This window comes from Variovorax sp. P1_G12, assembly GCF_056405555.1.
Window position 1 is genome coordinate 194,354 of the sequence record NZ_JBFUBW010000001.1, and the last position, 23,250, is coordinate 217,603.

A 23,250-nucleotide genomic window follows, 5' to 3' on the forward strand; every position below is an offset into this window, starting at 1 on the left:
ACTGCGGTGCGAGCTTGCTTGAGAGCGGCCCGGCGCGGCGCGCACGCCTTGCACCCAGCCAAAAAAAACGGGGCCAGTGGCCCCGTTGCTTGCCAGAGCATCATGCTCAGGCGGCGGTCGGTGCCGGGTCGGGGTTCACCGCCGGCGTGCCGCCGCTGCCGCCGCTGCCCGAAGGCGGAATGCGCGGCGTCCAGTCCTTGGGCGGACGCGGTGCGCGGCCGGCCATGATGTCGTCGAGTTGCTCGGAGTCGATGGTCTCCCACTCGAGCAGGGCCTTGGCCATCGAATGCATCTTGTCGCTATTCTCCTCGATCAGGCGGCGCGCCAGGGCGTACTGCTCGTCGATGATGCGGCGCACTTCGGCGTCGACCTTCTGCATGGTCGACTCGCTCATGTTGGTGGTCTTGGTAACCGAGCGGCCGAGGAACACCTCGCCCTCGTTCTCGGCGTAGACCATCGGGCCCAGCGATTCGGTCATGCCGTAGCGCATCACCATGTCGCGGGCGATCTGGGTCGCACGCTCGAAGTCGTTGCTGGCGCCGGTGGTCATCTGGTGCATGAACACCTCTTCGGCGATACGGCCGCCGAACAGCATGCTGATCTGGTTCAGCATGTACTCGCGGTCGTAGCTGTAGCGGTCTTGCGCCGGCAGGCTCATGGTCACGCCCAGCGCACGGCCGCGCGGGATGATCGTCACCTTGTGCACCGGATCGCACTTGGGCAGCAGCTTGCCGATGAGCGCGTGGCCGGACTCGTGGTAGGCCGTGTTGCGGCGCTCTTCCTCGGGCATCACCATGCTCTTGCGCTCGGGGCCCATGAAGATCTTGTCCTTGGCCTTCTCGAAGTCCTGCATCTCGACCACGCGTGCATTGCGGCGCGCGGCCATCAATGCGGCCTCGTTGCAGAGATTGGCCAGGTCGGCGCCCGACATGCCGGGCGTGCCGCGCGCGATGACGCTGGGGTTCACGTCCTGGCCCAGCGGCACCTTGCGCATGTGGACATTGAGGATCTGCTCGCGGCCGCGGATGTCGGGCAGCGTCACGTAGACCTGGCGGTCGAAGCGACCCGGGCGCAACAGCGCGGCGTCGAGGATGTCGGGACGGTTGGTCGCGGCCACCACGATCACGCCGAGGTTGGTCTCGAAGCCGTCCATCTCGACCAGCATCTGGTTCAGGGTCTGCTCGCGCTCGTCGTTGCCGCCGCCCAGGCCGGCACCGCGCTGGCGGCCGACGGCGTCGATTTCATCGATGAAGATGATGCACGGGGCGTTCTTCTTGGCGTTCTCGAACATGTCGCGCACGCGGGCCGCGCCCACGCCGACGAACATCTCGACGAAATCGGAGCCCGAGATCGAGAAGAACGGCACCTTGGCCTCGCCCGCGATGCTCTTGGCCAGCAGGGTCTTGCCGGTGCCCGGGGGGCCGACCAGCAGCAGGCCGCGCGGAATGCGGCCACCGAGTTTCTGGAACTTGGCCGGGTCCTTGAGGAAGTCGACCACCTCCTTGACTTCTTCCTTGGCCTCGTCGCAGCCCGCGACGTCGGCGAAGGTGACCTGGTTGCTGTTCTCGTCAAGCATCCGGGCCTTGCTCTTGCCGAAGCTGAAGGCGCCGCCCTTGCCGCCGCCCTGCATCTGGCGCATGAAATAGACCCAGACGCCGATCAGCAGCAGCATCGGGCCCCAGCTGACCAGCAGCGTCATGAGGAGCGAGCCCTCTTCACGCGGCTTGACGTCGAACTTGACGTTGTTGGCGATCAGGTCGCCAACCAGGCCGCGGTCGAGGTAGGTGGCGGTGGTGCGAATCTTCCGGTCGTCATTGGTGATCGCGACGATCTCGCTGCCACCCTGACCTTCCTGGATCGTCGCGCTCTTGATGCGGTTGCCGCGAACTTCCTCGAGGAAGTCGCTGTAGCCGATGTTGCCGGCTCCGGCCACGCCGCGGGTGTCGAACTGCTTGAACACAGTGAACAACACCATCGCGATGACGAGCCAAACGGCAACTTTGGAAAACCACTGATTGTTCAAACGAAGCTCCAGTCGGGGGCGCGCAAAAAAATAAGAATCAAAAAGCGCACTGTGGGCGGCAATTGGTGCCTATTTTAGGCTTTTCAACCTGCGAAAACCCGTGAATCCCCCTAGAGCAGCCATGGCGCGGGAGCGGTTTTTGACACGTATCAATTGGTATCCAGACTCTTGAGGCCGATGCCGACCATGAAGGTCTCTGACGATTTGTCGCGCGAAGCCTTGGGTTTGATGGGCTTCACGGTGCGGAAATTGTCCTTGAAGAGCCGAGTGAGCTCCGCGTAGCCGCTGCCATGAAACAGCTTCGCGACCAGTGCCCCCTCGGGTTTCATGTAGTGGCGGGCGAAGTCGATCGCCAGCTCGATCAGGTGGGCAATGCGCGCCGTGTCCGCCGAGGCGATTCCCGACAGGTTGGGCGCCATGTCCGAGACCACGACGTCGGCCAGCCGGCCGCCCAGGACGGCGGCGAGCCGCTCCAGCACCTCGGCCTCGCGGAAGTCGCCCTGCAGGAAGGTGACCCCCTCGATCGGCTCCATCGGCAGGATGTCGAGCGCGATGATGGTGCCGGCCAGCTCGCCCGAAGCCGCCCCGGTGGGCGACATCCGCCGCCGCACGTACTGGCTCCAGGCGCCGGGCGTGGAGCCCAGGTCGACCACCAGGTGGCCCGGACGGATCAGTCCCAGCGTCTCGTCGATCTCCTTGAGTTTGTAGGCGGCCCGGGCGCGGTAACCCTCCCGATTGGCCAGTTTGACGTAGGGATCGTTGAGGTGATCGTGCAGCCACGCCTTGTTGAGCTTCTTGGCTTTTGGTTTTGGATTCATTGACACTCGATAATACGGGGATGCCCGCCATACAACTTACCCCTGCGCAGCGCAAGGTGCACCGCTCCGAAGCGCACCATCTGGACCCGATCGTGATGATCGGCGGCGACGGGCTGACACCGGCCGTCAAGAAGGAGGCCGACGCCGCCCTCAAGGCCCACGGCCTGATCAAGGTGCGCGTCTTCTCCGACGATCGCGCCGCGCGAGAAGCGATGCTCCAGACCCTGGCCGACGAACTCGACGCTGCGCCGATCCAGCACATCGGCAAGCTGCTGGTGCTCTGGCGGCCGATTCCCGAGAAGGAGCGCGCGATCGACGAGGACCGGATGCCCGGCCCGCGCGACGTCAAGGTCATCAAGTACAGCAAGCGCGCCGGCCAGCGGCCCGAGATCAAGACCCTGCGCGTGCTCGGCAACCAGCGGCTCACGCCCGGGGGCACCATCAAGCGCGCCAAGGCCAAGCGGCCGCTCTCGGCCAAGAAGCGGAACCAGGCAGACTGAGGATGCCGAGCGAGACAGCGAGCCAGCCGCGGCGGCACATCCTGTGCATGAAATGGGGCACCAAGTACGGGCCCGACTACGTCAACCGCCTCTACGCGATGGTGCGGCGCCATCTGAAGGGCGACTTCAGCTTCGTCTGCCTGACCGATGACCCCCACGGCATCCGCAGCGAGGTCCAGTGCTTCCCGATCCCGCCGCTGGACCTGGAACTGGCGCCGGGCCAGCCGGACCGGGCCTGGAAGAAGCTGACCACCTTCGAGGCCGACCTGTACGGACTGCGCGGCACCGCGCTGTTCGTCGACCTCGACGTGGTGGTGGTCGGCAGCCTGGACGCCTTCTTCGAGCAGCCGGGCGAATTCCTCATCATCCACGACTACGAGCGCCCCTGGCGGCGCCGGCGCATCACCGGGAATTCCTCGGTGTACCGCTTCGAGATCGGCGCGCATCCCGACGTTCTGGCGCACTTTCGCCAGAACATGGACGCGGTGCAGGCCGAACACCGCAACGAGCAGGCCTACCTGTCGGATTTCATGCATCGCAACGGCAAGCTCGCCTACTGGCCCGAGGCCTGGTGCCCGAGCTTCAAGTACCACGGGATCCCGACCTGGCCGACCAACTACTGGCGTGAACCCTTCGTGCCGGAAGGCGCAAGGATCATGGTCTTTCACGGGGAATGCAATCCGCCCGACGCCCTGGCCGGACGGCGCAACCGGCGCTTCCGGTTCATCCGGCCGGCGCGCTGGATCACCAGCTTCTGGAAGGCCTGATCAGGCCGATCGGCGGCCCAGGCGCCACAGCAGGGCGCCGGCGCAGAGCCACTGGCCCAGGTACATCGCGCTGCCCAGCGAGTGCCAGAGCTTGAGGTTCTCGCGCGCCAGGATGTGGGGCGCGACCGCGTACTGTTGCAGCAGTGCCAGCAGCAGCGCGGTGATGACGAGCCCGATCGCGGTGCGCGCCGGCCCTTCGATGCGCTCGCCGGCCTGCGCGCGGAAATGCACCAGCAGCACCAGCCCGCAGGCCAGCGCGACCCAGGTCTGGGCCGCGAACAGCTGGCCGGCAAAGTTGCCCGCCACGGCCGGATTGCCGAGCCGCGCGAACAGCATCGGCACCACCAGAAAGCCGATGGTCGAGAGGCTGCCCCACCAGAAAGCGGCGACGAGCAGGGCGATGCGGTCCTTCATGCGTCGCGCAGGCCCGCTCAGAGGTAGCTGACGCCGACGATCTCGTAGCGCTTCACGCCGCCGGGCGCCTGCACCTCGGCCGTGTCGCCCTCTTCCTTGCCGATCAGCGCGCGCGCGATGGGGCTGGAGACGTTGACGAGGCCCAGCTTGAGGTCGGCTTCGTCCTCGCCGACGATCTGGTACTTGACGGCCTCGCCGGTCTTCTCGTCCTCGAGCTCGACGGTCGAGCCGAACACCACCCTGCCGCCGGCGTCGAGCCCGGTCGGATCGATGATCTGGGCCGCCGACAGCTTGCCTTCGATGTCCTGGATGCGGCCTTCGATGAAGCCCTGGCGGTCCTTGGCCGCCTCGTACTCGGCGTTCTCGCTGAGGTCGCCCTGGGCGCGCGCCTCGGCGATCGAGTTGATGACCCACGGGCGGTCCACCGTCTTGAGCCGTTGAAGTTCTTCGCGCAACTTCTCAGCGCCGCGCTTGGTGATGGGGATGGTTGGCATTTCGTTGCTCCAGAAAGCGAAACCGCCGAACGCTGCCGTTCGGCGGTCGAAGGGAGAAAAAAAGTTCAGACGAGCGTGCGTCCGGTCAGCCGGCTCAGGATCGCGAGCGGGCTCGAATCGGGATTGTATTGCCTCGCAGCGGGCAGATGAAGGGTCTGCTCGAGCATGTACTGGCCCGACATCACCGCGTGCGGGGTCTGGTCCGAGAAGCAGACCCACACCGATCCGGCCGGAAACGGCACGGTCTGCTGCACGCTGTTTTCCTGGTAGTCCAGGTCGGACTTCATGCTGTCGTGCAACTGCAGCATCAGGTGGTCGTATTCGCTGCGCAGCGACTTGGTCACGCGCAGCGTGCGAAGCATCCTGGCCTGCCAGCGCGAGTAGGGCTTGGCGCGCGGCAGGAAGCGCTTGGCGACCGTTTCGAAGGGCTCGCCGACCCGCCAGACACGCGGAGCGCCCTGCGGATTCACGTTGGTGAACACGCGCAGGATGCGCTCGCCGTAGTTGGGCCGAGATGGAAAGGAGTCGACATGCAGTCGGCGATCGTCGGCGCGCCATGACTGGACCCGCGTCTCGACCTGCGCCGGCCGGTAGCTGGTCGGCGCCAGCCGCAGCGCCGGCACGTAATGAGGCAGCAGCCCGTGGACCAGCTGCTGCGCCTGGGTGCGGAAGCGCCCGACCATCTCCGCCACCGCGCGCTGCCGGGCCTCGTCGCCCGCCACGCCCTTGATGCGCCCATTGGCATCGAGGCTGATGTTGCGAACGTCGGGCGACAGCACCGTGGGCGTCAACAAGGCCTGCTCCTCGGCCAGCAGGTCGAAACCCAGCCGCGGGAAGTACAACACCTTGCCGGCCTCGAGCGCCGCGATCCACGCCTCGTTGGCCGTGGCGGCGCTCCAGTCACCCAGGTCGAGTTCGACGAGCTGCGTTTCCATGGCTGGCACTCAGGCGTTCGCCAGTTGCTCGTGCATTTCCTGGATGGAGATGACACCGAGCTCGTCCATGTGCTGCATGCCTTCGACCGCCGCTTCCGCCCCAAAGATCGTCGTGAAGGTGGTCACGCGGGCCAGCAGCGCCGAGGTCCGGATCTGGCGCGAGTCGGCGATCGCATTGCGGCGCTCCTCGACCGTGTTGATGACCAGCGCGATCTCGTTGTTCTTGATCATGTCGACGATGTGCGGACGACCCTCGGTGACCTTGTTGACCACCGTGCAGGCGATGCCGGCGGCACCGATCGCCGCGGCCGTGCCCTTGGTCGCGATCAGCACGAAGCCCAGCTTCGCGAGCCCGCGCGCGACCTCGACCGCGCGCGCCTTGTCGTTGTTCTTGACCGAGATGAACACCTTGCCCGACTTGGGCAGGATGGTGCCGGCGCCGATCTGCGACTTCACGAAGGCTTCGCCGAAGGTCTTGCCCACGCCCATCACCTCGCCGGTGGACTTCATCTCGGGGCCGAGGATGGTGTCCACGCCCGGGAACTTGACGAACGGGAACACGGCCTCCTTGACGCTGAAGTACGGCGGCGTGACTTCCTTCGTCACACCTTGCGACTTCAGCGACTGGCCGGCCATGCAGCGCGCCGCGACCTTGGCCAGCTGGATGCCGGTCGCCTTGCTCACATAGGGCACGGTGCGCGACGCGCGCGGGTTGACCTCGAGCACGTAGATCACGTCCTTGCCGTCCTTCTCCTGGATCGCGAACTGGACGTTCATGAGACCGACCACGTTCAGCGCCTTGGCCATCGCGGCGCTCTGGCGCTTGAGTTCGGCCACGGTCTCGGCCTTCAGGCTGTAGGGCGGCAGCGAACAGGCCGAGTCGCCCGAATGCACGCCGGCCTGCTCGATGTGCTCCATCACGCCGCCGATCAGGGTCGTGCCCTCGGCATCGCGCAGGCAGTCGACATCGCATTCGACCGCGTCGTTGAGGAAGCGGTCCAGCAGCACCGGCGAATCGTTGCTGACCTTGACCGCCTCGCGCATGTAGCGCTCGAGGTCGCGCTGCTCGTGGACGATCTCCATCGCACGGCCGCCGAGCACGTAGCTCGGGCGCACCACCAGCGGATAGCCCAGCGCGGCCGCCTTCTCGAGGGCCTCCGGCTCGGTGCGCGCGGTGGCGTTCGGCGGTTGGCGCAGGCCGAGCTCGTGCAGCAGCTTCTGGAAGCGCTCGCGGTCCTCGGCGGCGTCGATCATGTCGGGGCTGGTGCCGATGATCGGCACGCCGTTGGCTTCGAGATCGAGCGCGAGCTTGAGCGGCGTCTGGCCGCCGTATTGCACGATCACGCCGGTCGGCTTTTCCTTGTCGACGATCTCGAGCACGTCCTCGAGCGTCAGCGGCTCGAAGTACAGGCGGTCGCTGGTGTCGTAGTCGGTCGACACGGTCTCGGGGTTGCAGTTGACCATGATGGTCTCGTAGCCGTCCTCGCGCATCGCGAGCGCGGCATGCACGCAGCAGTAGTCGAACTCGATGCCCTGGCCGATGCGGTTCGGTCCGCCGCCGAGCACCATGATCTTCTTGTTGGTGGTCGGCGCGGCCTCGCACTCGTCCTCGTAGGTCGAGTACATGTAGGCGGTGTTGGTGGCGAATTCGGCCGCGCAGGTATCGACCCGCTTGTAGACCGGGCGCACGCCCAGGGCGCGGCGCTTCTCGCGGATCGCGGTGTCGGTGGTCTTGAGCTGGCGCGCCAGGCGGCGGTCGGAGAAGCCCTTCTTCTTCAGCGCCAGCAGCGTGGCCTTGTCGATCTCGTCGAGCGACTTGGTTTCCAGTTCGAGCTCGATCTTCACGATCTCCTCGATCTGCACCAGGAACCACGGATCGATCTTGGTCAGCGCGAAGACTTCGTCGACGCTCAGGCCCATCGCGAAGGCATCGCCGACGTACCAGATGCGGTCGGGACCGGGCTCGCCGAGTTCCTTCTCGAGCACTTCGCGGTCCTGCGTCTTCTCGTTGAGGCCGTCGACGCCGACTTCGAGCCCGCGCAGGGCCTTCTGGAACGACTCCTGGAAGGTACGGCCCATGGCCATCACCTCGCCGACCGACTTCATCTGCGTCGTCAGGCGCGAGTCGGCCTGCGGGAATTTCTCGAACGCGAAGCGCGGGATCTTGGTGACCACGTAGTCGATGCTGGGCTCGAAGCTCGCGGGCGTGGCGCCGCCCGTGATCTCGTTGCGCAGTTCGTCGAGCGTGTAGCCGACCGCCAGCTTGGCCGCGACCTTGGCGATCGGGAAGCCGGTGGCCTTGGAGGCCAGCGCCGAGGAGCGCGAGACGCGCGGGTTCATCTCGATCACGACCATCCGGCCGTCCTTCGGATTGATCGAGAACTGGACGTTCGAGCCGCCCGTGTCGACGCCGATCTCGCGCAGCACGGCCAGCGAGGCGTTGCGCAGGATCTGGTATTCCTTGTCGGACAGGGTCTGCGCGGGCGCCACCGTGATCGAGTCGCCGGTGTGCACGCCCATCGGGTCGAGGTTCTCGATCGAGCAGACGATGATGCAGTTGTCGGCCTTGTCGCGCACGACCTCCATCTCGTACTCTTTCCAGCCGAGCAGCGACTCTTCGATCAGCAGTTCGTTGGTCGGCGAGGCTTCCAGGCCGCGCTTGCAGATGGTCTCGAACTCTTCCGGGTTGTAGGCGATGCCGCCGCCGGTGCCGCCGAGCGTGAAGCTCGGGCGGATCACGACGGGGAAGCCGACCGTCTTCTGCACGGCCCAGGCCTCGTCGAGCGAATGGGCGATGCCCGAGCGCGCCGAGCCGAGGCCGATCTTGGTCATCGCGTCCTTGAACTTCAGGCGGTCCTCGGCCTTGTCGATAGCCTCGGGCGTGGCGCCGATCAGCTCGACCTTGTACTTGTCGAGCACGCCGTTGCGCCAGAGGTCCAGGGCGCAATTCAGCGCGGTCTGGCCGCCCATGGTCGGCAGGATCGCGTCGGGACGCTCCTTGACGATGATCTTCTCGACCGTCTGCCAGGTGATCGGCTCGATGTAGATGACGTCGGCCGTGGCCGGGTCGGTCATGATCGTCGCCGGGTTGCTGTTGATCAGGATGACCTTGTAGCCCTCCTCGCGCAGCGCCTTGCAGGCCTGCACGCCGGAGTAGTCGAACTCGCAGGCCTGGCCGATGATGATCGGGCCGGCGCCAATGATGAGGATGCTCTTCAGATCTGTGCGCTTAGGCATTCTTCTGTCCTTCTTTGTGACTTTGCATGAGTGCCGTGAAGCGGTCGAACAGGTAGCCGATGTCATGCGGGCCGGGCGAGGCCTCGGGGTGGCCCTGGAAGCAGAACGCGGGCTTATCGGTGCGGGCCAGGCCCTGCAGCGTGTTGTCGAACAGGCTGATGTGGGTCGGGCGCAGGTTGGCCGGCAGGCTCTTCTCGTCGACCGCGAAGCCGTGGTTCTGGCTCGTGATGCTGACGCGGCCGTTGTCCAGGTCCTTCACGGGATGGTTGGCGCCGTGGTGGCCGAACTTCATCTTGAAGGTCTTGGCGCCGGACGCCAGCGCCATGATCTGGTGGCCCAGGCAGATGCCGAAGGTCGGGATGCCGGTCTCGATCAGTTCCTTCACCGCCGAGATCGCGTAGTCGCAGGGCTCCGGGTCCCCCGGGCCGTTGGCCAGGAAGATGCCGTCCGGGCGCAGCTTGAGCACGTCGGCCGCCGGCGTCTGCGCCGGCACCACCGTGATGCGCGCGCCGCGCTGGGCGATCATGCGCAAAATGTTCTTCTTGACGCCGTAGTCGAAGGCGACAACGTGGAACTTGGGCGTGATCTGGACGCCGTAGCCCGAACCCAGCTTCCACTCGGTCTGGGTCCACTCGTAGGTTTCCTTGACCGACACCACGCGGGCGAGGTCGAGGCCGGCCATGCTGGGCGCGGCCTTGGCGGCGGCCACGGCCTTGTCGATCAGCGCCTGGCTGACGGCTTCACCTTCGGCGAGGCCGAGGATGCAGCCGTTCTGGGCGCCATTCGTGCGCAGATGGCGGGTGAGCTTGCGGGTGTCGATGTCGGCAATGGCGACCGTGTTGCCGCGCACGAGGTATTCCGTCAGCGTGGCAGTCTGGCGGAAGTTGGACGCGACCAGCGGCAGGTCCTTGATGATCAGGCCGGCGGCATGGATCTTGTCGGCCTCGATGTCTTCCTCGTTGACGCCATAGTTGCCGATATGCGGGTACGTGAGGGTCACGATCTGCTGGCAATAGCTCGGGTCGGTCAGGATTTCCTGGTAACCGGTCATGGCGGTGTTGAACACCACTTCGCCGGTCGTGACGCCGGTGGCGCCGATCGAGTTGCCGAGAAAGACCGTGCCGTCTGCAAGCGCCAGGATGGCGGGCGGGAATTTTCCCTTGAGAGACAAAAGCACTGGGATCTCCGGATGGATGACGCCCAAAGCGAACCCAAGTCGTCCAAATCGTGACTGTGGGCTGCGACTTTCGTCGAGGAGTTGGCTTGCGTGCGCTGAGGGCGGGGTGTGAGCGGGAAAGCCCTTGATTATACCTGGGACCGGCTTAGGAATCGGCTCCGGCAGCACTTGCATACAAGCAGATCGCCGCCGCAGCGGCTACGTTGAGGGATTCCTCGCCGCCCGGCTGCGCAATGCGCACATGGCGCGACGCCTTGGCCTCCAGTTCGGCGCAGACGCCCTGCCCTTCGTGCCCCATCAGCCAGGCGCAGGGAAACGGCAGCCGGGTGCGATGCAGCCAGTCGCCGCGGTGCGAGCTGGTGGCGATCCAGGGCACCGCGAGCGCGTCCAGGGCGTCGATTTCGACGCCTTCGATCAGCCGCAGGCCGAAGTGGGCCCCCATGCCGGCGCGCAGCACCTTGGGCGCCCACAGCGCCGCCGTGCCCTTGAGCGCGACCACCTGGACAAAGCCGAAGGCCGCGGCGCTGCGCAGGATCGAGCCGACATTGCCGGCGTCCTGCAGGCGGTCGAGCACCACGGTCGGAGCCATCGCTTCGACCGCGGGCCGGGCCGGCAGGTCGAGCACGAAGCCCATCGGTGCCGGCGATTCGAGGCCGCTGACCCCGGCCAGCAGCGCGTCGGCCAGCACCACGGTCTTGGCGGCCGCGCCAGCCCATTCGTGGCGCACCGCCGGCCAGAACGATTCGGCGAACACCGCGACCGCCGGCCGCACGCCGCGCTCGCGCGCGGCGCGGCACAGGTGGTCGCCTTCGAGCCAGACGCGGCCGTTCTTGCGGTAGGCGCCCGGGTCGTGGGCGAGCTTGCGCAGTTCCTTGAGGAGCGGGTTGTCCCTCGAAGTGACGTGGCTGACGTCGTCAACGCTCATTTGGAAACCTTCGTGCTTCGCACTGCGGTGCGAGCTTGCCTGGGGCGGCGCGGCGCGGCGCTCACGCGGGGCTCCCGCTCAGGCCGGACGCTGGATCGGCCGCCCGCGCCAGCGCCGCGGCGACCGGGCTGAAGGACCGGCGGTGGTGCACGCAGGCGCCATGGCGCAGCAGCGCCTCGAGATGCTCGGGCGTGCCATAGCCCTTGTGGCCGGCAAACCCGTACTGCGGAAACTCGGCGTGCAGGCCTTCGCAGAGCCGGTCGCGGTGCACCTTGGCCAGGATCGAGGCGGCCGAGATCGCCTTGACCCGGGCGTCGCCCTTGACGATCGCTTCGGCCAGCACGCTGAGTGTGGGCAGCCGGTTGCCGTCGACCAGCACCTTGACCGGCTTCAGCCGCAGGCCCTCGACCGCGCGCCGCATCGCCAGCATGGTCGCCTGCAGGATGTTGTGGGTGTCGATCTCCTCGACGCTGGCCTGCGCGACCGAGCAGCACAGGGCCTTGGCCAGGATCTGGTCATGGAGGCGCTCGCGCTGCAGCGCGGTCAGCGTCTTCGAATCGGCCAGGCCGCGGATCGGCCGCTGGTCGTCGAGGATCACGGCCGCGGCCACCACCGGGCCGGCCAGCGGACCGCGGCCCGCTTCGTCGACGCCCGCCAGCAGCCCGGGACCGTCCCAGACCAGCCGGGCCTGCTCAGCCTTCAAGAACTTTCTGGATTGCATCGGCGCACAGTGTCGGCGTATCGCGCAGCAATTCTGCGTGCATCGCGCAAAAACGTTGTTGCAAGGCGTGAACCTTGTCCGGCGAAGCGAGCCAGGCCAGCGTTGCGTCGGCCAGCGCCTGCGGCGTCGCGGCATCCTGAAGCACCTCGGGCACCGCGAACTCGCCGCTCAGGATGTTGGGCAGGCCGACCCAGGGCTGCAATTGCTTGCGTTTCATGACCAGGCGCCAGGTCAGCGGGTTCACGCGGTAGGAGATCACCATCGGGCGCTTGAAGAGCGCCGCCTCCAGCGTGGCGGTTCCGCTGGCGATCAGCGTGACGTCGCAAGCCGCCAGCGCCGTGTGGGAGCGGCCGTCGAGCAACGTCACCCGGCCCGCCAGGCCGCTCGCCTGCAGCACTTGTTCCATCTCGGCCCGGAGGTTCGGCAGCACCGGGCAGATGAAGCTCAGCCCGGGCCGGGATTTCAGCATCAGCGACGCGGCCGCGAAGAACAAGGCCGCCAGATGGCGCAGCTCCGAGCGCCGGCTGCCGGGCAGGATCGCGACCACCTGGGCCTGAGGGTCCAGCCCGAGCGCCGTGCGCGCGGCGTCGCGGTCGGGCGTCATCGGGATCACCTTGGCCAGCGGATGGCCGACATACGTCGCGGCAATGCCGTGTTTCTCGAGCAAGGCAGGCTCGAACGGAAAGATGCACAGCACGTGATCGGCGGCGGCGCGCAGCTTCACGACCCGCTCCGGCCGCCAGGCCCAGATCGAGGGGCAGACGAAATGCGCTGTCTTGATGCCGCGCGCGCGCAGGCCGGCTTCCAGGTCGAGATTGAAATCCGGCGCATCGACGCCGATGAAGATTTCTGGCGACTCGCGCAGCAGCCGGGCGCGCAACTGGCGTCGGATGCCGGCGATCTCGGCATAGTGCCGCAGCACTTCGACATAGCCGCTCACCGCCAGCTTTTCCTGGGGCCACCAGGTCTCGAAGCCGCGCGCCAGCATCTGCGGGCCGCCGATGCCGGCCGCCTGCATCGCCGGCCAGCGGTCCTGCAGTCCATCGAGCATCAGGCCCGCCAGCAGGTCTCCCGAGGCCTCGCCCGCGACCATCGCGAAACGGCGCGCTGAAATGGAACTCCCCCGATGCGCCTGAGGCGCCTCCCCCTCAAGGGGGCGATACCAGCGGCCCGGCGAAGCCGGTTCCGCGGTATCCCTGGCATCTGGCGGCGCCGGTTCCATGCGCCGCGGGTCAGGCGGCAGCATGGGGAAAAACTGAATTGTGTGCCGTCATCGATGCGGTCAGCGGGCGATGCCGCTGGCCGAGCTTCCGAGGAAGGCGTCCATCAGCGCCGCATCCGCCGCGGCTTCGGGTGTGTCCGCGGCCAGCGCGGTGATCGCGGTCCGCGCCTCGTCGAGCGTCTTGCCCTGGCGATAGATCAGCTTGTGCATCTCGCGGACGGCCGCGATGCGCGCATTCGAGAATTCGCGCCGGCGCAGCCCGACCAGGTTGACGCCGCGCACCGCCAGCGGATTGCCGTCCACCACCATGAAAGGCGGGATGTCCTTGCCGACGTGGCTGGCGAAGCCGACCATCGCATGGGAGCCGATGCGCATGCGCTGCAGCACGCCGGTCAGGCCGCCGATGGTGGCCCAGTCGCCCACCTGCACGTGTCCGGCGAGCGTCGCGTTGTTGGCCATCGTGATCTGGTTGCCGAGCTGGCAATCGTGCGCGATGTGCACGTAGGCCATGATCCAGTTGTCGTCACCGATGCGGGTGGTGCCGATGTCCTGCACAGTGCCGAGGTTGAAGGTGCAGAATTCGCGGATCGTGTTGCGGTCGCCGATCTCCAGCTGGGTCGGCTCGCCCGCGTACTTCTTGTCCTGCGGCTCCGCGCCGAGCGAGGCGAACTGGAACACACGGTTGTCGCGCCCGAGCGTGGTCCGGCCTTCGATCACGCAGTGGGCGCCGACCGTGGTGCCGGCACCGATCCGCACCTGCGCACCGATGACGGCATAGGGGCCGACGCTGACCGTGGGGTCGAGCTCGGCCTTGGGGTCGACGATGGCCGTCGAATGAATCAGGGTCATGCCGAGCGCAGGTTCAGTTGATCTGGCGCATCGCGCACATCAGGGTGGCTTCGCAAGCCAGTTCGGTGCCGACCATGGCGCGGCCCTTGAACTTGGAAATACCGGCCTTCATGCGTTCGATCTCGACTTCGAGGATGAGCTGGTCGCCGGGTTCGACCGGCCGCTTGAAGCGCGCACCGTCGATCGCCGCGAAGTAGTAGATGGTGTTGTCGTCGGGAACGATGTCGAGCGAGCGGAACGACAGCAGGGCCGCGGCCTGCGCCATCGCCTCCAGCATCAGCACGCCGGGCATCACCGGGCGATGCGGAAAGTGGCCATTGAAGAACGGCTCGTTCATGGTCACGTTCTTGAGTGCCGTGATGCGCTTGCCCTTCTCCATGTCGAGCACGCGGTCCACCAGCAGGAACGGGTATCGGTGCGGAAGCAGCTTGAGGATTTCGTGAATATCGATCGTCGTCGTCATGGTTTGGGGTCCTGCTTCGTCATTTTTTCCAGGGCCTTCAGCCGGTCCCGCAGACTGTGCAATTGCTTGAGTGTGGCGGCGTTCTTTTCCCAGGCGGCATTGTCGTCGATGGGAAACACGCCGGTGTAGTGGCCGGGCTTGAGAATCGATCGCGTCACCAGCGAGGTCGACGAGATGTGCACGTGGTCGGCGATCGTCAGGTGGCCGAGCACTCCGGCCCGGCCGCCGATCGTGCAGTGGGCGCCGATGGTGGCGCTGCCGGCGACCGCGGCGCAGCCCGCCATCGCCGTGTGGCGGCCGATGCGCACGTTGTGGCCGATCTGGATCAGGTTGTCGAGCTTGACGCCGTCTTCGATCACCGTGTCTTCGAGCGCCCCGCGATCGATGCAGGTGTTGGCGCCGATCTCGACGTCGTCGCCGATGCGCACCGCGCCGAGCTGCTCGATCTTCACCCAGGCGCCCTCGTGCGGCGCCAGTCCGAAGCCGTCGGCGCCGATGACGACACCCGGATGCAGCAGGCAGCGCGCACCGATCACGCAGTCTTCGCTGACGGTCACGTTCGACTTGAGCACCGTGTCGGCACCGATGCGGGCGCCGCGCTCGACCACGCACAACGCGCCGATGCGCGCGCTGGGGTCGATCGACGCTTGCGGATCGATCACCGCGCTGGGGTGGATGCGCTGCGCCTCGGGCCTGGCATGGGACTTCTTCCAGAGCTGGGTGAGTCGCGCGAAGTACAGGTAGGGATCGGGCGTCTCGATGAAGGCGCCGCGCGCGGCCGCCGCTTCGCGCATGGACGGTGCAACGATCACGCAGCCGGCGCGGGACGCCGCCAGTTCCTTCTGGTACCTGGGATTGCTCAGGAACGCGATCGCGTCGGCCTGCCCTGTCGCCAGCGGCGCCAGCCGCTCGATCGAAAGCCCGGCATCGCCCTGGAGTTCGCCTCCGAGAGCTTCAACGATTGCGCCTAGTCGCAGTGCCACGCCGATTGACGGCGCTACTTGCCGCCGGCCGAGGTCGACGCATTGAGCGCCTTGATCACCTTTTCGGTGATGTCGTGCTTGGGGTTGATGTAGATCGCTTCCTGGAGGATCGCGTCGTACTTTTCAGCCTCGGCCACCTGCTTGACCACGCGGTTGGCGCGCTCGTAAACCTGCTGCAGTTCCTCGTTCTTCCGTGCGTTCAGATCTTCCTGAAATTCGCGACGGCGACGCTGGAAGTCGCGATCCTGGTCGACCAAGGCCCGCTGGCGCATCACGCGCTGGCTTTCGGACAGCGTCGGTGCCTCCCGCTCGAACTGCTCGGACGCCGCCTTCAGCGCTGCGCCCTGTGCCGTCAGATCCTTCTCCCGCTTGAGGAACTCGGCCTCCAGCTTGGCCTGGGCAGCTTTCGCCGGCAGCGCTTCGCGCAGCACCCGGTCAGGATTGACGAAACCGATGCGGAACGTTTCCTGCGCATGGGCGGGCATTGCCACGGCCATGAAAGCGGGAACGAGCAGCGCACAGGCGGCACGGAACAATGGAGTCATTAGAAGGTGGTTCCGATCTGGAATTGCAGGCGTTGGATTCTATCCTCCGGGATTTGCTGGGCGATATCTTCCTTCTGGTACACGACCGGGAAGGCGTAGGCCAGGCGCAGCGGACCCAGCGGCGAGATCCAGCTGATGCCCAGGCCGACGGATGYGCGCAGCTTCTTGATCGAATCCCACTGCGCATCGGTCGACCATGGGGTGCGGTCGCCGAACACGTTGCCGACGTCGAGGAAGGTGTAGAGGCGCAGCGTGCGGTCATTGCCGGCACCCGGGAACGGGGTGCTCAGTTCGGCATTGAAGATCGCCTTCTTGATACCGCCGAGTGCGGCGCCTTCGGTCTGGCCGATCAACGGAACGTCGCGCGGGCCGAGCGAGTTCTGCTCGAAGCCGCGAACCGAGCCCAGGCCACCGGCATAGAAATTCTTGAAGATCGGGTATACCTGGCCACCGTAGGCCCCGGCATAGCCCACATCGCCGTTGATCGCGAAGGTGTACTGCTTGTTGAGCGGGAAGTACTGCTGGTACTGGTAGCTGGTCTTGTAGTACTTCATGTCGCCACCGACGCCGACCTCGAGGTTGGCGCGCTGCAGGACGCCGCTGGTCGGGACCAATGCACTGTCGCGGTTGTCACGGGCCCAGCCGATGGTCAGCGGAATGCCCCAGACCGAGGCGTTGCCGCAGTACAGGAGGGCCCCGCCACTGCTCGTCACGCAGCCGAAGTAGCGCTGATAGGAGCTGGGCGTATAGCCCGCGAGCGAAGAACCCGGGTCGAAGCCGTAGCGTTCGAGGCCAGCCCCGAAGAAGACCGTGTCGCGTTCGCTGAAGGGCACGCCGAACCGGAGGGTCGCGCCTTCGTTGGTCAGCTTGTAGTTGCCGTCGATGTTGCTGTAGTACGGCTGGGTGGTGGTCGTATACAGGCTGAAGCTGCGCGAGATCCCTTCCTTGGTGAAGTAGGGGTCGGTGGTGATCAGAGACAGCGTACGGTTGTACTTGCTGGTGTTGACCTGCACGCCCAGGTAGTTGCCCGAGCCGAACACGTTTTCCTGCGAAATACCGAAGGTCAGGCTGACCTTGTCCGCGCTGGAGAAGCCGGCGCCCAACTGCAGCGAGCCGGTCGGCTTCTCGGTCACCGCGATCGTCAGGTCGACCTGGTCGGGCACGCCCGGCACTTCCTGCGTGTCGACCGTGACTTCGGTGAAGAAGCCGAGGCGGTCGACGCGGTCGCGCGACAGCTTGATCTTGTCGCCGTCGTACCAGGAAGCCTCGTACTGGCGGAACTCGCGCCGGATCACTTCGTCGCGCGTGCGGTTGTTGCCGCCGATGGCGACACGTCGCACATAGACCCGGCGGTCGGGTTCGGCCTCCAGCGTCAACGCCACCCGGTTGGTGGTGCGGTCGATCTCGGGCGTGGCTTTCACGCGCGCGAAGGCATAGCCGAAGGAGCCGAAATAGTCGGAGAAGGCCTTGGTCGTCTGGGCAAGCTGCTCGGCGTTGTAGGGCTCGCCGGGCTTGATCGCGACGAGCGTCTTGAACTCTTCCTCGCGGCCCAGGTAGTTGCCTTCGAGCTTGACGCCGGAGACCACGAACTTTTCGCCTTCGCTGATGTTGACCGTGACCGACAGATCCTGCCGGTCCGGCGAGATCGCGACCTGCGTCGAGTCGATGCGGAATTCGAGATAGCCGCGCGTGAGGTAGTACGAGCGCAGGGTCTCGAGGTCGGCGTTGAGCTTGGCGCGCGAGTATTGGTTGGACTTGGTGTACCAGCTGAGCCAGCCGCCGCTGTCCTGGTCGAACAGACTCAACAGGGTCGATTCGCTGAAGTCCTTGTTGCCGGCGATGTGCACTTCGCGAATGCGGGCCGATTCGCCTTCGGTCACGGTGAAGGTCAGGTTGACGCGATTGCGCTCGATCGGCGTGACCGTGGTCACCACTTGCGCGTTGTAGAGGCTGCGGCTCACGTACTGGCGCTTGAGTTCCTGCTCCGCGCGGTCGGCCAGCGCCTTGTCGTAGGGGCGTCCGTCGGCCAGGCCGACTTCGCGCAGCGCCTTCTGGAGGGCCGCCTTGTCGAATTCCTTGGTGCCGACGAAGTCGACGTCGGCAATGGTCGGCCGCTCCTCGACGATCACCACCAGCACGTTGCCGTTGACGTCGATGCGCACGTCCTTGAACAGGCCCAGATCGAACAGCGCCCGGATCGCTGCCGATCCGCGCTCGTCGCTGTAGGTGTCGCCCACGCGCAGCGGCATCGAGGCGAAGATGGTCCCCGGCTCGACGCGCTGCAGGCCCTCGACACGGATGTCGCGAACGGTGAAAGGCTCGACCGCCCAGGCTGCCGTGGCCGCCAGCGCGCTGGCCACTACCGCGGCAACGCTGCGCAAGCGAAAGCGACTGAATGTTGTGTTCATCTGTGAATTGAGCCAGAGCCGGAAAGGGCTGGCAGAAAAGTTAACCAAAGAGCCGCGTGACGTCGTTGAAGAGTGCGATCGACATCATGACCAGCAGCAGCGCGACACCGCCGCGCTGAAACCTTTCCATCCAGGCGTCGGAAACGCTCTTGCCGGTCAGGCCCTCCCAAAGATAATACATCAGGTGTCCCCCATCGAGGACCGGCAGCGGCATGAGGTTCAGCACGCCGAGGCTCACGCTGATCAGCGCCAGGAACACCAGGTACTGGGTCAGCCCGAGACTGGCGGATTTGCCGGCGTAGTCGGCGATCGTGAGCGGTCCGCTGAGGTTCTTGAGCGAGGCCTCGCCGATCAGCATCTTGCCCATCATGCGCACCGTGAGCGCCGACACCTCCCAGGTGCGGACCACACCGCGCCAGAAGCCGTCGACCACGCCCTGCCGCACCAGCACCATCTCAGGCGGCGCGCCGACATAGGCGCCGATGCGGCCCACCTTGCCGGTCGCTTCCTCGCGAACCTCGGGCGTGACCTCGATCCGCAGCGCCTGTCCGTCCCGTTCGACCTGCCAGGCCTGCATGCGCGGTTGGCCGCCATCGATCGAGGCGCGGATCGTCTCGCGCAACTGCTGGCCATCGACGATCGGGGTCGTGCCCACCGCACGCACCAAGTCGCCATGGCGCAGGCCGGCGCGTTCAGCGGCGCCGCCCGGAACCACCTCGCCGATTTCGGGACGGGTCATCGGCGTGATGACACCGATCTTGCGGAACATCTGCGCATCCGCGTCCTTGGCTTCGATGCGGCTCAGCGGCAGCACCAGTTCGCGCGCCGGCCGGCCGCCCTCGCCCGCGATCTCCAGCGTGAGATCGCGGCCATCGAGCGCGCCGCGCGTCATGCGCCAGCGCAGGTCCTCGAAGGACTGCACGGCTTCGAGTTCACCGTCGAAGCCGGCCCGCGTGATGTGTTCGCCGCCCTGCAGCCCCGCGTGCTCGGCGAGCGATGCGGCCACCGGCCGGGCCAGCGTCGCCACCGGCTCCTGGACGCCGATCCAGTTGACCAGGGTGTAGAGCACGACCGCCAGCAGCAGGTTGGCGATCGGCCCGGCCGCAACGATCGCGGCGCGCGAGCGCAACGGCTGGGTATTGAAGGCGCGGTGGCGATCTTCGGGCGGCACCGGACCTTCGCGCTCGTCGAGCATCTTCACGTAGCCGCCCAGCGGGAAGGCACCGATCACGAATTCCGTGTTCTGGCCCGGATGCTGGCGCTTGGGGCTCCAGCGATAGAGCGTCTTGCCGAAGCCGACCGAGAAGCGCAGCACCTTGACCCCGCAGGCGACCGCGACCCGGTAGTGGCCGTACTCGTGCACCGCGATCAACAAGCCGAGTGCAACGATGAAGGCAACGACTGTGAGCATCGATTTCCTCGGGGGTTGTGAAGGTCAGACCGCGAAACGAAGCGCTGCGGCACGGGCCGCGGCACGGGCGCCGGCGTCCAGGGCCAGCAGATCCGCAAGCGACGAAGGGTTGGAGGGCCGTACCTGCTCCAAAGTTGCCAGATTGACCGCATGAATGCGATCGAAGCGCAGCCGCCGCGCGAGAAAAGCCTCGACCGCCACTTCATTGGCTGCGTTCAGAACCGCGGTGGTGCCGGGCGCCGCGCGAAGCGCCTGCCATGCGAGATGCAGCCCCGGGAATCGCACTTCGTCGGCGGCTTCGAAGGTGAGCGCCGCCAGCGAGGCGAAATCCAGCCTGCCGGCACCGCTCTCGATGCGCTCCGGCCAGGCCAGCCCGGAAGCGATCGGGACCCGCATGTCCGGCGTGCCGAGCTGCGCGATCACCGACGAATCCCGGAACTGCACCATCGAATGGATGATCTGCTGCGGGTGGATGACCACCTTGACCTGATCGGGCGTCAGGTCGAACAGCCATCGGGCCTCGATGACCTCGAGCGCCTTGTTCATCATGGTGGCCGAATCGACCGAGATCTTGCGCCCCATGGAAAAATTCGGATGCGCGCAGGCCTGATCGGGCGTGATTTCGGCCAACGTCCGCGGATCGCGCAGACGGAACGGCCCGCCCGACGCCGTCAGCAGCACGTGGTCGACCCGCGCGGGCCAGGTGCTCCGGTCCTCCGGCAGGCACTGGAAGATCGCCGAATGCTCGCTGTCGATCGGCAGCAGCGTCGCCCCACCCTCGTGCACCGTGCGCATGAAGAGCTCGGCGCCGACCACCAGCGCCTCCTTGTTGGCGAGCATCAGGCGCTTGCCGGCACGGGCTGCCGCGAGGCAGGGGCCGAGCCCGGCGGCGCCGACGATGGCCGCCATCACGGCATCGGTTTCCTCGTGCGAGGCGATGTCCTCGAGTGCGCCGTCGCCGCTCAGGACGCGCGTGGGCAAGCCGTTCTGCGCCAGCTTCTCGGCCAGCAGCGCGGCGTGCGGCGCGCTCGCCATCACGGCGAACTTCGGCGAGAAGCGCGCGCACTGGGCAAGCATGTCGTCGACCTTGGTCGCCGCCGACAGGGCGAAGACCTCGAAGCGTTCGGGATGGCGCGCGATCACATCGAGCGTGCTGACGCCGACGGAGCCGGTCGAGCCGAGCACCGTGACGCGTTGTTTGACTGTATTCATAGGAAGGCCAGCATCATGGCGATCGGCAGCGTCGGCAGCAGCGCGTCGATCCGGTCGAGCACACCGCCGTGGCCGGGCAACAGGGCGCTGCTGTCCTTGACGCCCGCGCTGCGCTTGATCAATGACTCGATCAGGTCGCCGACCACGCTCATCGCCGCCAGGAACACCACGCCGAGAAGCAGCAGCCACCAGCCGCGCTCGACCAGCAGGCTGTACAGGCTGGCGACCCTGGACTGAGCCGCCGCATCACCCCAGACCCAGGCCAGGGCCAGCACCAGCACGCCGGCCATGCCGCCCCAGACACCTTCCCAGCTCTTGCCGGGGCTGATGGTCGGCGCGAGCTTCCTGCGCGTGAACTTGAGACCGAAGGCGCGGCCGGTGAAATACGCGAACACGTCGGCGACCCAGACCAGCACCAGGATCGAGAGCAGGAAGTTGATGCCGACCATGCGCGCCTGCACCGCCGCCAGCCAGGCGACCCACAGCGCCAGGAGGCCGCCCACCAGGCGCAGCCCCTTGGGCACACGCGGCCAGCCCGGCACCGCGACGCGCAGCAGCGCAGCGCCGCCGAGCACCCAGGCCGCGCTGGCAGCGATCCAGACCCCCAGCAGCGAGCCTTGCAGCAGGCCCAGCCACCAGGACAACGCGCACAGCAGCACCATCTCGGCACCGAGGAACAGCGACATGCGCGGACCGTAGTCGTTGAGGCGGCCCCATTCCCAGGCAGCGGCGCCGATCAGCGCCAGCATCACGCAGGCAAAGGGCACATGCGAGGGATAGAAGAGCGCGGGCAGCAGGATCGCCAGCAGGACGATCGCAGTGACGATGCGTTGTTTGAGCATGCGCTCAAGCGACTCGCTGATCGCTGGTCTCGACGACCTGCGCGGAAGTCTGGCCGTAACGGCGCTCGCGGCGCTGGAACGCGGCAATCGCATCGTCCAGGGCAGCCTCGTCGAACTCGGGCCACAGGCGATCGCTGAAGTACAGCTCGGCATAGGCGCTTTGCCAGAGCAGGAAGTTGGACAACCGCTGCTCGCCGCCGGTGCGGATGAACAGGTCCGGGTCGGGCACATGCGCGAGCGCCATGGCGGCGTCGAGATTCGCCTCGGTCAGGGCCTCGCCGCGCGCGGCCAGTTGGGCGGCGGCACGGGCGATGTCCCAGCGGCCGCCATAGTTGAAACAGACATTGAGCACGAGCCGGCTGTTGTGCGCCGTCGCCGCCTCGGCCTGGACCAGGCCCGCAACCATCTTCTCGGACAGTCCGCCGCGTTCGCCCACGAAGTGCAGCCGCACGCCGTCCTTGCTCAGCTTGGGCACCTCGCGGCCCAGCGCGCCGACCATCAGGTCCATCAGGCCGGAGACTTCCTCGACCGGACGATTCCAGTTCTCCGACGAGAAAGCGAACACGGTCAGCACCGCGACGTTGCGGGCCACGCAGGCCTTGACGCAGCGCCGCAGCGACTCGACACCCTGCTTGTGTCCGGCGACGCGAGGCAGGAAGCGGCGCGTCGCCCAGCGGCCGTTGCCGTCCATGACGATGGCGATGTGATGGGGAACCGCTGGCGCGACCTGTTTCATCTCAAACAGCCATGATCTCGGCTTCCTTGGCGGTCACCAAGCGATCGATCTCGCCGATGTGGCGGTCGGTGACCTTCTGGATCTCGGCCTCGGCGCGCTTCTGGTCGTCTTCCGAGGCCAGTTTGTCCTTGACCAGCTTCTTGATGGCGTCGTTGGCGTCGCGGCGCAGGTTGCGGGTCGCGATCTTGGCGCTCTCGCCTTCGTTGCGCACCAGCTTGGTCATCTCCTTGCGGCGCTCTTCGCTCATCGCGGGCAGCGGCACGCGGATCAGGTCGCCCATCGAGGCCGGGTTCAGGCCCAGGTCGCTCTCGCGGATGGCCTTCTCGATCTTGGCGCCCATGCCCTTTTCCCAGGGCTGGACGCTGATGGTGCGCGAGTCGAGCAGCGACACGTTGGCCACCTGCGACAGCGGCACGGTCGAGCCGTAGTAGTCGACATGGATCGAATCCAGCAGCGCGGGATTGGCGCGGCCGGTGCGGATCTTGGTCAGGTTGTTCTGGAAGGCGGCGAGCGACTGGTTCATCTTGACGTCGGTCGCGCTGCGGATTTCTGCGATGGTGGTGGTCAT

The 23,250-nt window shown here is 66.6% G+C and carries 22 protein-coding genes; 2 read left to right on the plus strand and 20 right to left on the minus strand.

Going from position 1 to position 23,250, the window contains the following annotated elements; all coding sequences use genetic code 11:
- Positions 1 to 106: 106 nt before the first annotated feature.
- Together ftsH and AC1D2O_RS00995 are read right to left on the minus strand one after the other, a co-directional pair.
- Positions 107 to 2,023, minus strand: coding sequence for an ATP-dependent zinc metalloprotease FtsH (ftsH, locus tag AC1D2O_RS00990; RefSeq protein WP_478155986.1), 1,917 nt, complete (start codon positions 2,021 to 2,023; stop codon positions 107 to 109).
- A 149-nt stretch (positions 2,024 to 2,172) separates the two neighbouring features.
- Positions 2,173 to 2,841, minus strand: a complete 669-nt coding sequence (locus tag AC1D2O_RS00995; protein WP_478091089.1) for an RlmE family RNA methyltransferase — start codon at positions 2,839 to 2,841, stop codon at positions 2,173 to 2,175.
- Positions 2,842 to 2,861: 20 nt separating this feature from the next.
- Between AC1D2O_RS00995 and AC1D2O_RS01000 the strand changes: the two genes are divergently transcribed.
- Both AC1D2O_RS01000 and AC1D2O_RS01005 read left to right on the plus strand, forming a co-directional pair.
- Positions 2,862 to 3,341, plus strand: a complete 480-nt coding sequence (locus tag AC1D2O_RS01000; RefSeq protein ID WP_478091088.1) for a YhbY family RNA-binding protein — start codon at positions 2,862 to 2,864, stop codon at positions 3,339 to 3,341.
- A 2-nt stretch (positions 3,342 to 3,343) separates the two neighbouring features.
- Positions 3,344 to 4,108: a glycosyltransferase gene (locus AC1D2O_RS01005; protein WP_478091087.1), complete on the plus strand. Its 765-nt coding sequence runs from the start codon at positions 3,344 to 3,346 to the stop codon at positions 4,106 to 4,108.
- Here AC1D2O_RS01005 and AC1D2O_RS01010 read toward each other — a convergent pair whose 3' ends face one another.
- The 18 genes from AC1D2O_RS01010 to frr form a co-directional block, all read right to left on the minus strand.
- A complete protein-coding gene (locus AC1D2O_RS01010; RefSeq protein ID WP_478091086.1) occupies positions 4,109 to 4,522 on the minus strand; it encodes a DUF4149 domain-containing protein in 414 nt (137 codons plus the stop codon).
- Positions 4,523 to 4,539: 17 nt separating this feature from the next.
- Positions 4,540 to 5,016 carry a transcription elongation factor GreA gene (gene greA / locus AC1D2O_RS01015; RefSeq protein WP_478091084.1) on the minus strand — a complete coding sequence of 159 codons (477 nt, stop codon included), beginning with the start codon at positions 5,014 to 5,016 and terminating at the stop codon, positions 4,540 to 4,542.
- Positions 5,017 to 5,081: 65 nt separating this feature from the next.
- Positions 5,082 to 5,951, minus strand: a complete 870-nt coding sequence (locus AC1D2O_RS01020; protein ID WP_478091082.1) for a Kdo hydroxylase family protein — start codon at positions 5,949 to 5,951, stop codon at positions 5,082 to 5,084.
- 9 nt (positions 5,952 to 5,960) lie between these two features.
- Positions 5,961 to 9,188, minus strand: coding sequence for a carbamoyl-phosphate synthase large subunit (gene carB, locus AC1D2O_RS01025; RefSeq protein WP_478155988.1), 3,228 nt, complete (start codon positions 9,186 to 9,188; stop codon positions 5,961 to 5,963).
- On the minus strand, positions 9,181 to 10,365 hold the full coding sequence (gene carA, locus AC1D2O_RS01030) for a glutamine-hydrolyzing carbamoyl-phosphate synthase small subunit (protein WP_478091079.1): 1,185 nt from the start codon (positions 10,363 to 10,365) through the stop codon (positions 9,181 to 9,183). The genes carB and carA overlap by 8 nt, the downstream gene beginning before the upstream one ends.
- Positions 10,366 to 10,510: 145 nt before the next feature.
- A complete protein-coding gene (locus AC1D2O_RS01035; RefSeq protein WP_478155990.1) occupies positions 10,511 to 11,290 on the minus strand; it encodes a TrmH family RNA methyltransferase in 780 nt (259 codons plus the stop codon).
- A 61-nt stretch (positions 11,291 to 11,351) separates the two neighbouring features.
- Positions 11,352 to 12,011 carry a ribonuclease HII gene (gene rnhB, locus AC1D2O_RS01040; RefSeq protein ID WP_478155992.1) on the minus strand — a complete coding sequence of 220 codons (660 nt, stop codon included), beginning with the start codon at positions 12,009 to 12,011 and terminating at the stop codon, positions 11,352 to 11,354.
- Complete coding sequence (lpxB, locus tag AC1D2O_RS01045; RefSeq protein WP_478089668.1) at positions 11,983 to 13,104, minus strand: lipid-A-disaccharide synthase; 1,122 nt, start codon at positions 13,102 to 13,104, stop codon at positions 11,983 to 11,985. Before lpxB ends, rnhB begins: the two co-directional genes overlap by 29 nt.
- A gap of 189 nt (positions 13,105 to 13,293) precedes the next feature.
- Positions 13,294 to 14,082: an acyl-ACP--UDP-N-acetylglucosamine O-acyltransferase gene (gene lpxA, locus AC1D2O_RS01050; RefSeq protein ID WP_478089669.1), complete on the minus strand. Its 789-nt coding sequence runs from the start codon at positions 14,080 to 14,082 to the stop codon at positions 13,294 to 13,296.
- A 13-nt stretch (positions 14,083 to 14,095) separates the two neighbouring features.
- A complete protein-coding gene (gene fabZ / locus AC1D2O_RS01055; RefSeq protein WP_478089670.1) occupies positions 14,096 to 14,545 on the minus strand; it encodes a 3-hydroxyacyl-ACP dehydratase FabZ in 450 nt (149 codons plus the stop codon).
- Complete coding sequence (gene lpxD, locus AC1D2O_RS01060) at positions 14,542 to 15,528, minus strand: UDP-3-O-(3-hydroxymyristoyl)glucosamine N-acyltransferase (protein ID WP_478089671.1); 987 nt, start codon at positions 15,526 to 15,528, stop codon at positions 14,542 to 14,544. Before lpxD ends, fabZ begins: the two co-directional genes overlap by 4 nt.
- Before the next feature lie 14 nt (positions 15,529 to 15,542).
- A complete protein-coding gene (locus AC1D2O_RS01065; RefSeq protein ID WP_478089672.1) occupies positions 15,543 to 16,073 on the minus strand; it encodes an OmpH/Skp family outer membrane protein in 531 nt (176 codons plus the stop codon).
- Positions 16,073 to 18,481 (minus strand): outer membrane protein assembly factor BamA, encoded by a 2,409-nt coding sequence (gene bamA / locus AC1D2O_RS01070; RefSeq protein WP_478155993.1) that lies wholly within the window; start codon positions 18,479 to 18,481, stop codon positions 16,073 to 16,075. Before bamA ends, AC1D2O_RS01065 begins: the two co-directional genes overlap by 1 nt.
- Positions 18,482 to 18,521: 40 nt before the next feature.
- A complete protein-coding gene (gene rseP / locus AC1D2O_RS01075) occupies positions 18,522 to 19,892 on the minus strand; it encodes an RIP metalloprotease RseP (protein WP_478155995.1) in 1,371 nt (456 codons plus the stop codon).
- Positions 19,893 to 19,916: 24 nt separating this feature from the next.
- Positions 19,917 to 21,104 (minus strand): 1-deoxy-D-xylulose-5-phosphate reductoisomerase, encoded by a 1,188-nt coding sequence (gene ispC, locus AC1D2O_RS01080; RefSeq protein ID WP_478089675.1) that lies wholly within the window; start codon positions 21,102 to 21,104, stop codon positions 19,917 to 19,919.
- Positions 21,101 to 21,946, minus strand: a complete 846-nt coding sequence (locus AC1D2O_RS01085) for a phosphatidate cytidylyltransferase (RefSeq protein ID WP_478155997.1) — start codon at positions 21,944 to 21,946, stop codon at positions 21,101 to 21,103. The genes ispC and AC1D2O_RS01085 overlap by 4 nt, the downstream gene beginning before the upstream one ends.
- Before the next feature lie 4 nt (positions 21,947 to 21,950).
- Positions 21,951 to 22,682 (minus strand): polyprenyl diphosphate synthase, encoded by a 732-nt coding sequence (gene uppS, locus AC1D2O_RS01090; protein ID WP_478089677.1) that lies wholly within the window; start codon positions 22,680 to 22,682, stop codon positions 21,951 to 21,953.
- Position 22,683: 1 nt separating this feature from the next.
- Positions 22,684 to 23,250: a ribosome recycling factor gene (gene frr / locus AC1D2O_RS01095; RefSeq protein ID WP_442282574.1), complete on the minus strand. Its 567-nt coding sequence runs from the start codon at positions 23,248 to 23,250 to the stop codon at positions 22,684 to 22,686.

Excerpts from the sequence above, each read along its gene's own strand:
- AC1D2O_RS01065 (WP_478089672.1), bottom strand. The coding sequence starts at position 16,073 with ATGACTCCATTGTTCCGTGCCGCCTGTGCGCTGCTCGTTCCCGCTTTC.
- AC1D2O_RS01020 (WP_478091082.1), bottom strand. The coding sequence starts at position 5,951 with ATGGAAACGCAGCTCGTCGAACTCGACCTGGGTGACTGGAGCGCCGCC.
- fabZ (WP_478089670.1), bottom strand. The coding sequence starts at position 14,545 with ATGACGACGACGATCGATATTCACGAAATCCTCAAGCTGCTTCCGCAC.
- rnhB (WP_478155992.1), bottom strand. The coding sequence starts at position 12,011 with ATGCAATCCAGAAAGTTCTTGAAGGCTGAGCAGGCCCGGCTGGTCTGG.
- AC1D2O_RS01010 (WP_478091086.1), bottom strand. The coding sequence starts at position 4,522 with ATGAAGGACCGCATCGCCCTGCTCGTCGCCGCTTTCTGGTGGGGCAGC.
- frr (WP_442282574.1), bottom strand. The coding sequence starts at position 23,250 with ATGACCACCACCATCGCAGAAATCCGCAGCGCGACCGACGTCAAGATG.
- carB (WP_478155988.1), bottom strand. The coding sequence starts at position 9,188 with ATGCCTAAGCGCACAGATCTGAAGAGCATCCTCATCATTGGCGCCGGC.
- ispC (WP_478089675.1), bottom strand. The coding sequence starts at position 21,104 with ATGAATACAGTCAAACAACGCGTCACGGTGCTCGGCTCGACCGGCTCC.
- AC1D2O_RS01035 (WP_478155990.1), bottom strand. The coding sequence starts at position 11,290 with ATGAGCGTTGACGACGTCAGCCACGTCACTTCGAGGGACAACCCGCTC.
- lpxA (WP_478089669.1), bottom strand. The coding sequence starts at position 14,082 with ATGACCCTGATTCATTCGACGGCCATCGTCGACCCCAAGGCCGAGCTC.
- AC1D2O_RS01085 (WP_478155997.1), bottom strand. The coding sequence starts at position 21,946 with ATGCTCAAACAACGCATCGTCACTGCGATCGTCCTGCTGGCGATCCTG.
- AC1D2O_RS01000 (WP_478091088.1), top strand. The coding sequence starts at position 2,862 with ATGCCCGCCATACAACTTACCCCTGCGCAGCGCAAGGTGCACCGCTCC.
- greA (WP_478091084.1), bottom strand. The coding sequence starts at position 5,016 with ATGCCAACCATCCCCATCACCAAGCGCGGCGCTGAGAAGTTGCGCGAA.
- rseP (WP_478155995.1), bottom strand. The coding sequence starts at position 19,892 with ATGCTCACAGTCGTTGCCTTCATCGTTGCACTCGGCTTGTTGATCGCG.
- uppS (WP_478089677.1), bottom strand. The coding sequence starts at position 22,682 with ATGAAACAGGTCGCGCCAGCGGTTCCCCATCACATCGCCATCGTCATG.
- AC1D2O_RS00995 (WP_478091089.1), bottom strand. The coding sequence starts at position 2,841 with ATGAATCCAAAACCAAAAGCCAAGAAGCTCAACAAGGCGTGGCTGCAC.
- lpxB (WP_478089668.1), bottom strand. The coding sequence starts at position 13,104 with ATGGTCGCGGGCGAGGCCTCGGGAGACCTGCTGGCGGGCCTGATGCTC.
- AC1D2O_RS01005 (WP_478091087.1), top strand. The coding sequence starts at position 3,344 with ATGCCGAGCGAGACAGCGAGCCAGCCGCGGCGGCACATCCTGTGCATG.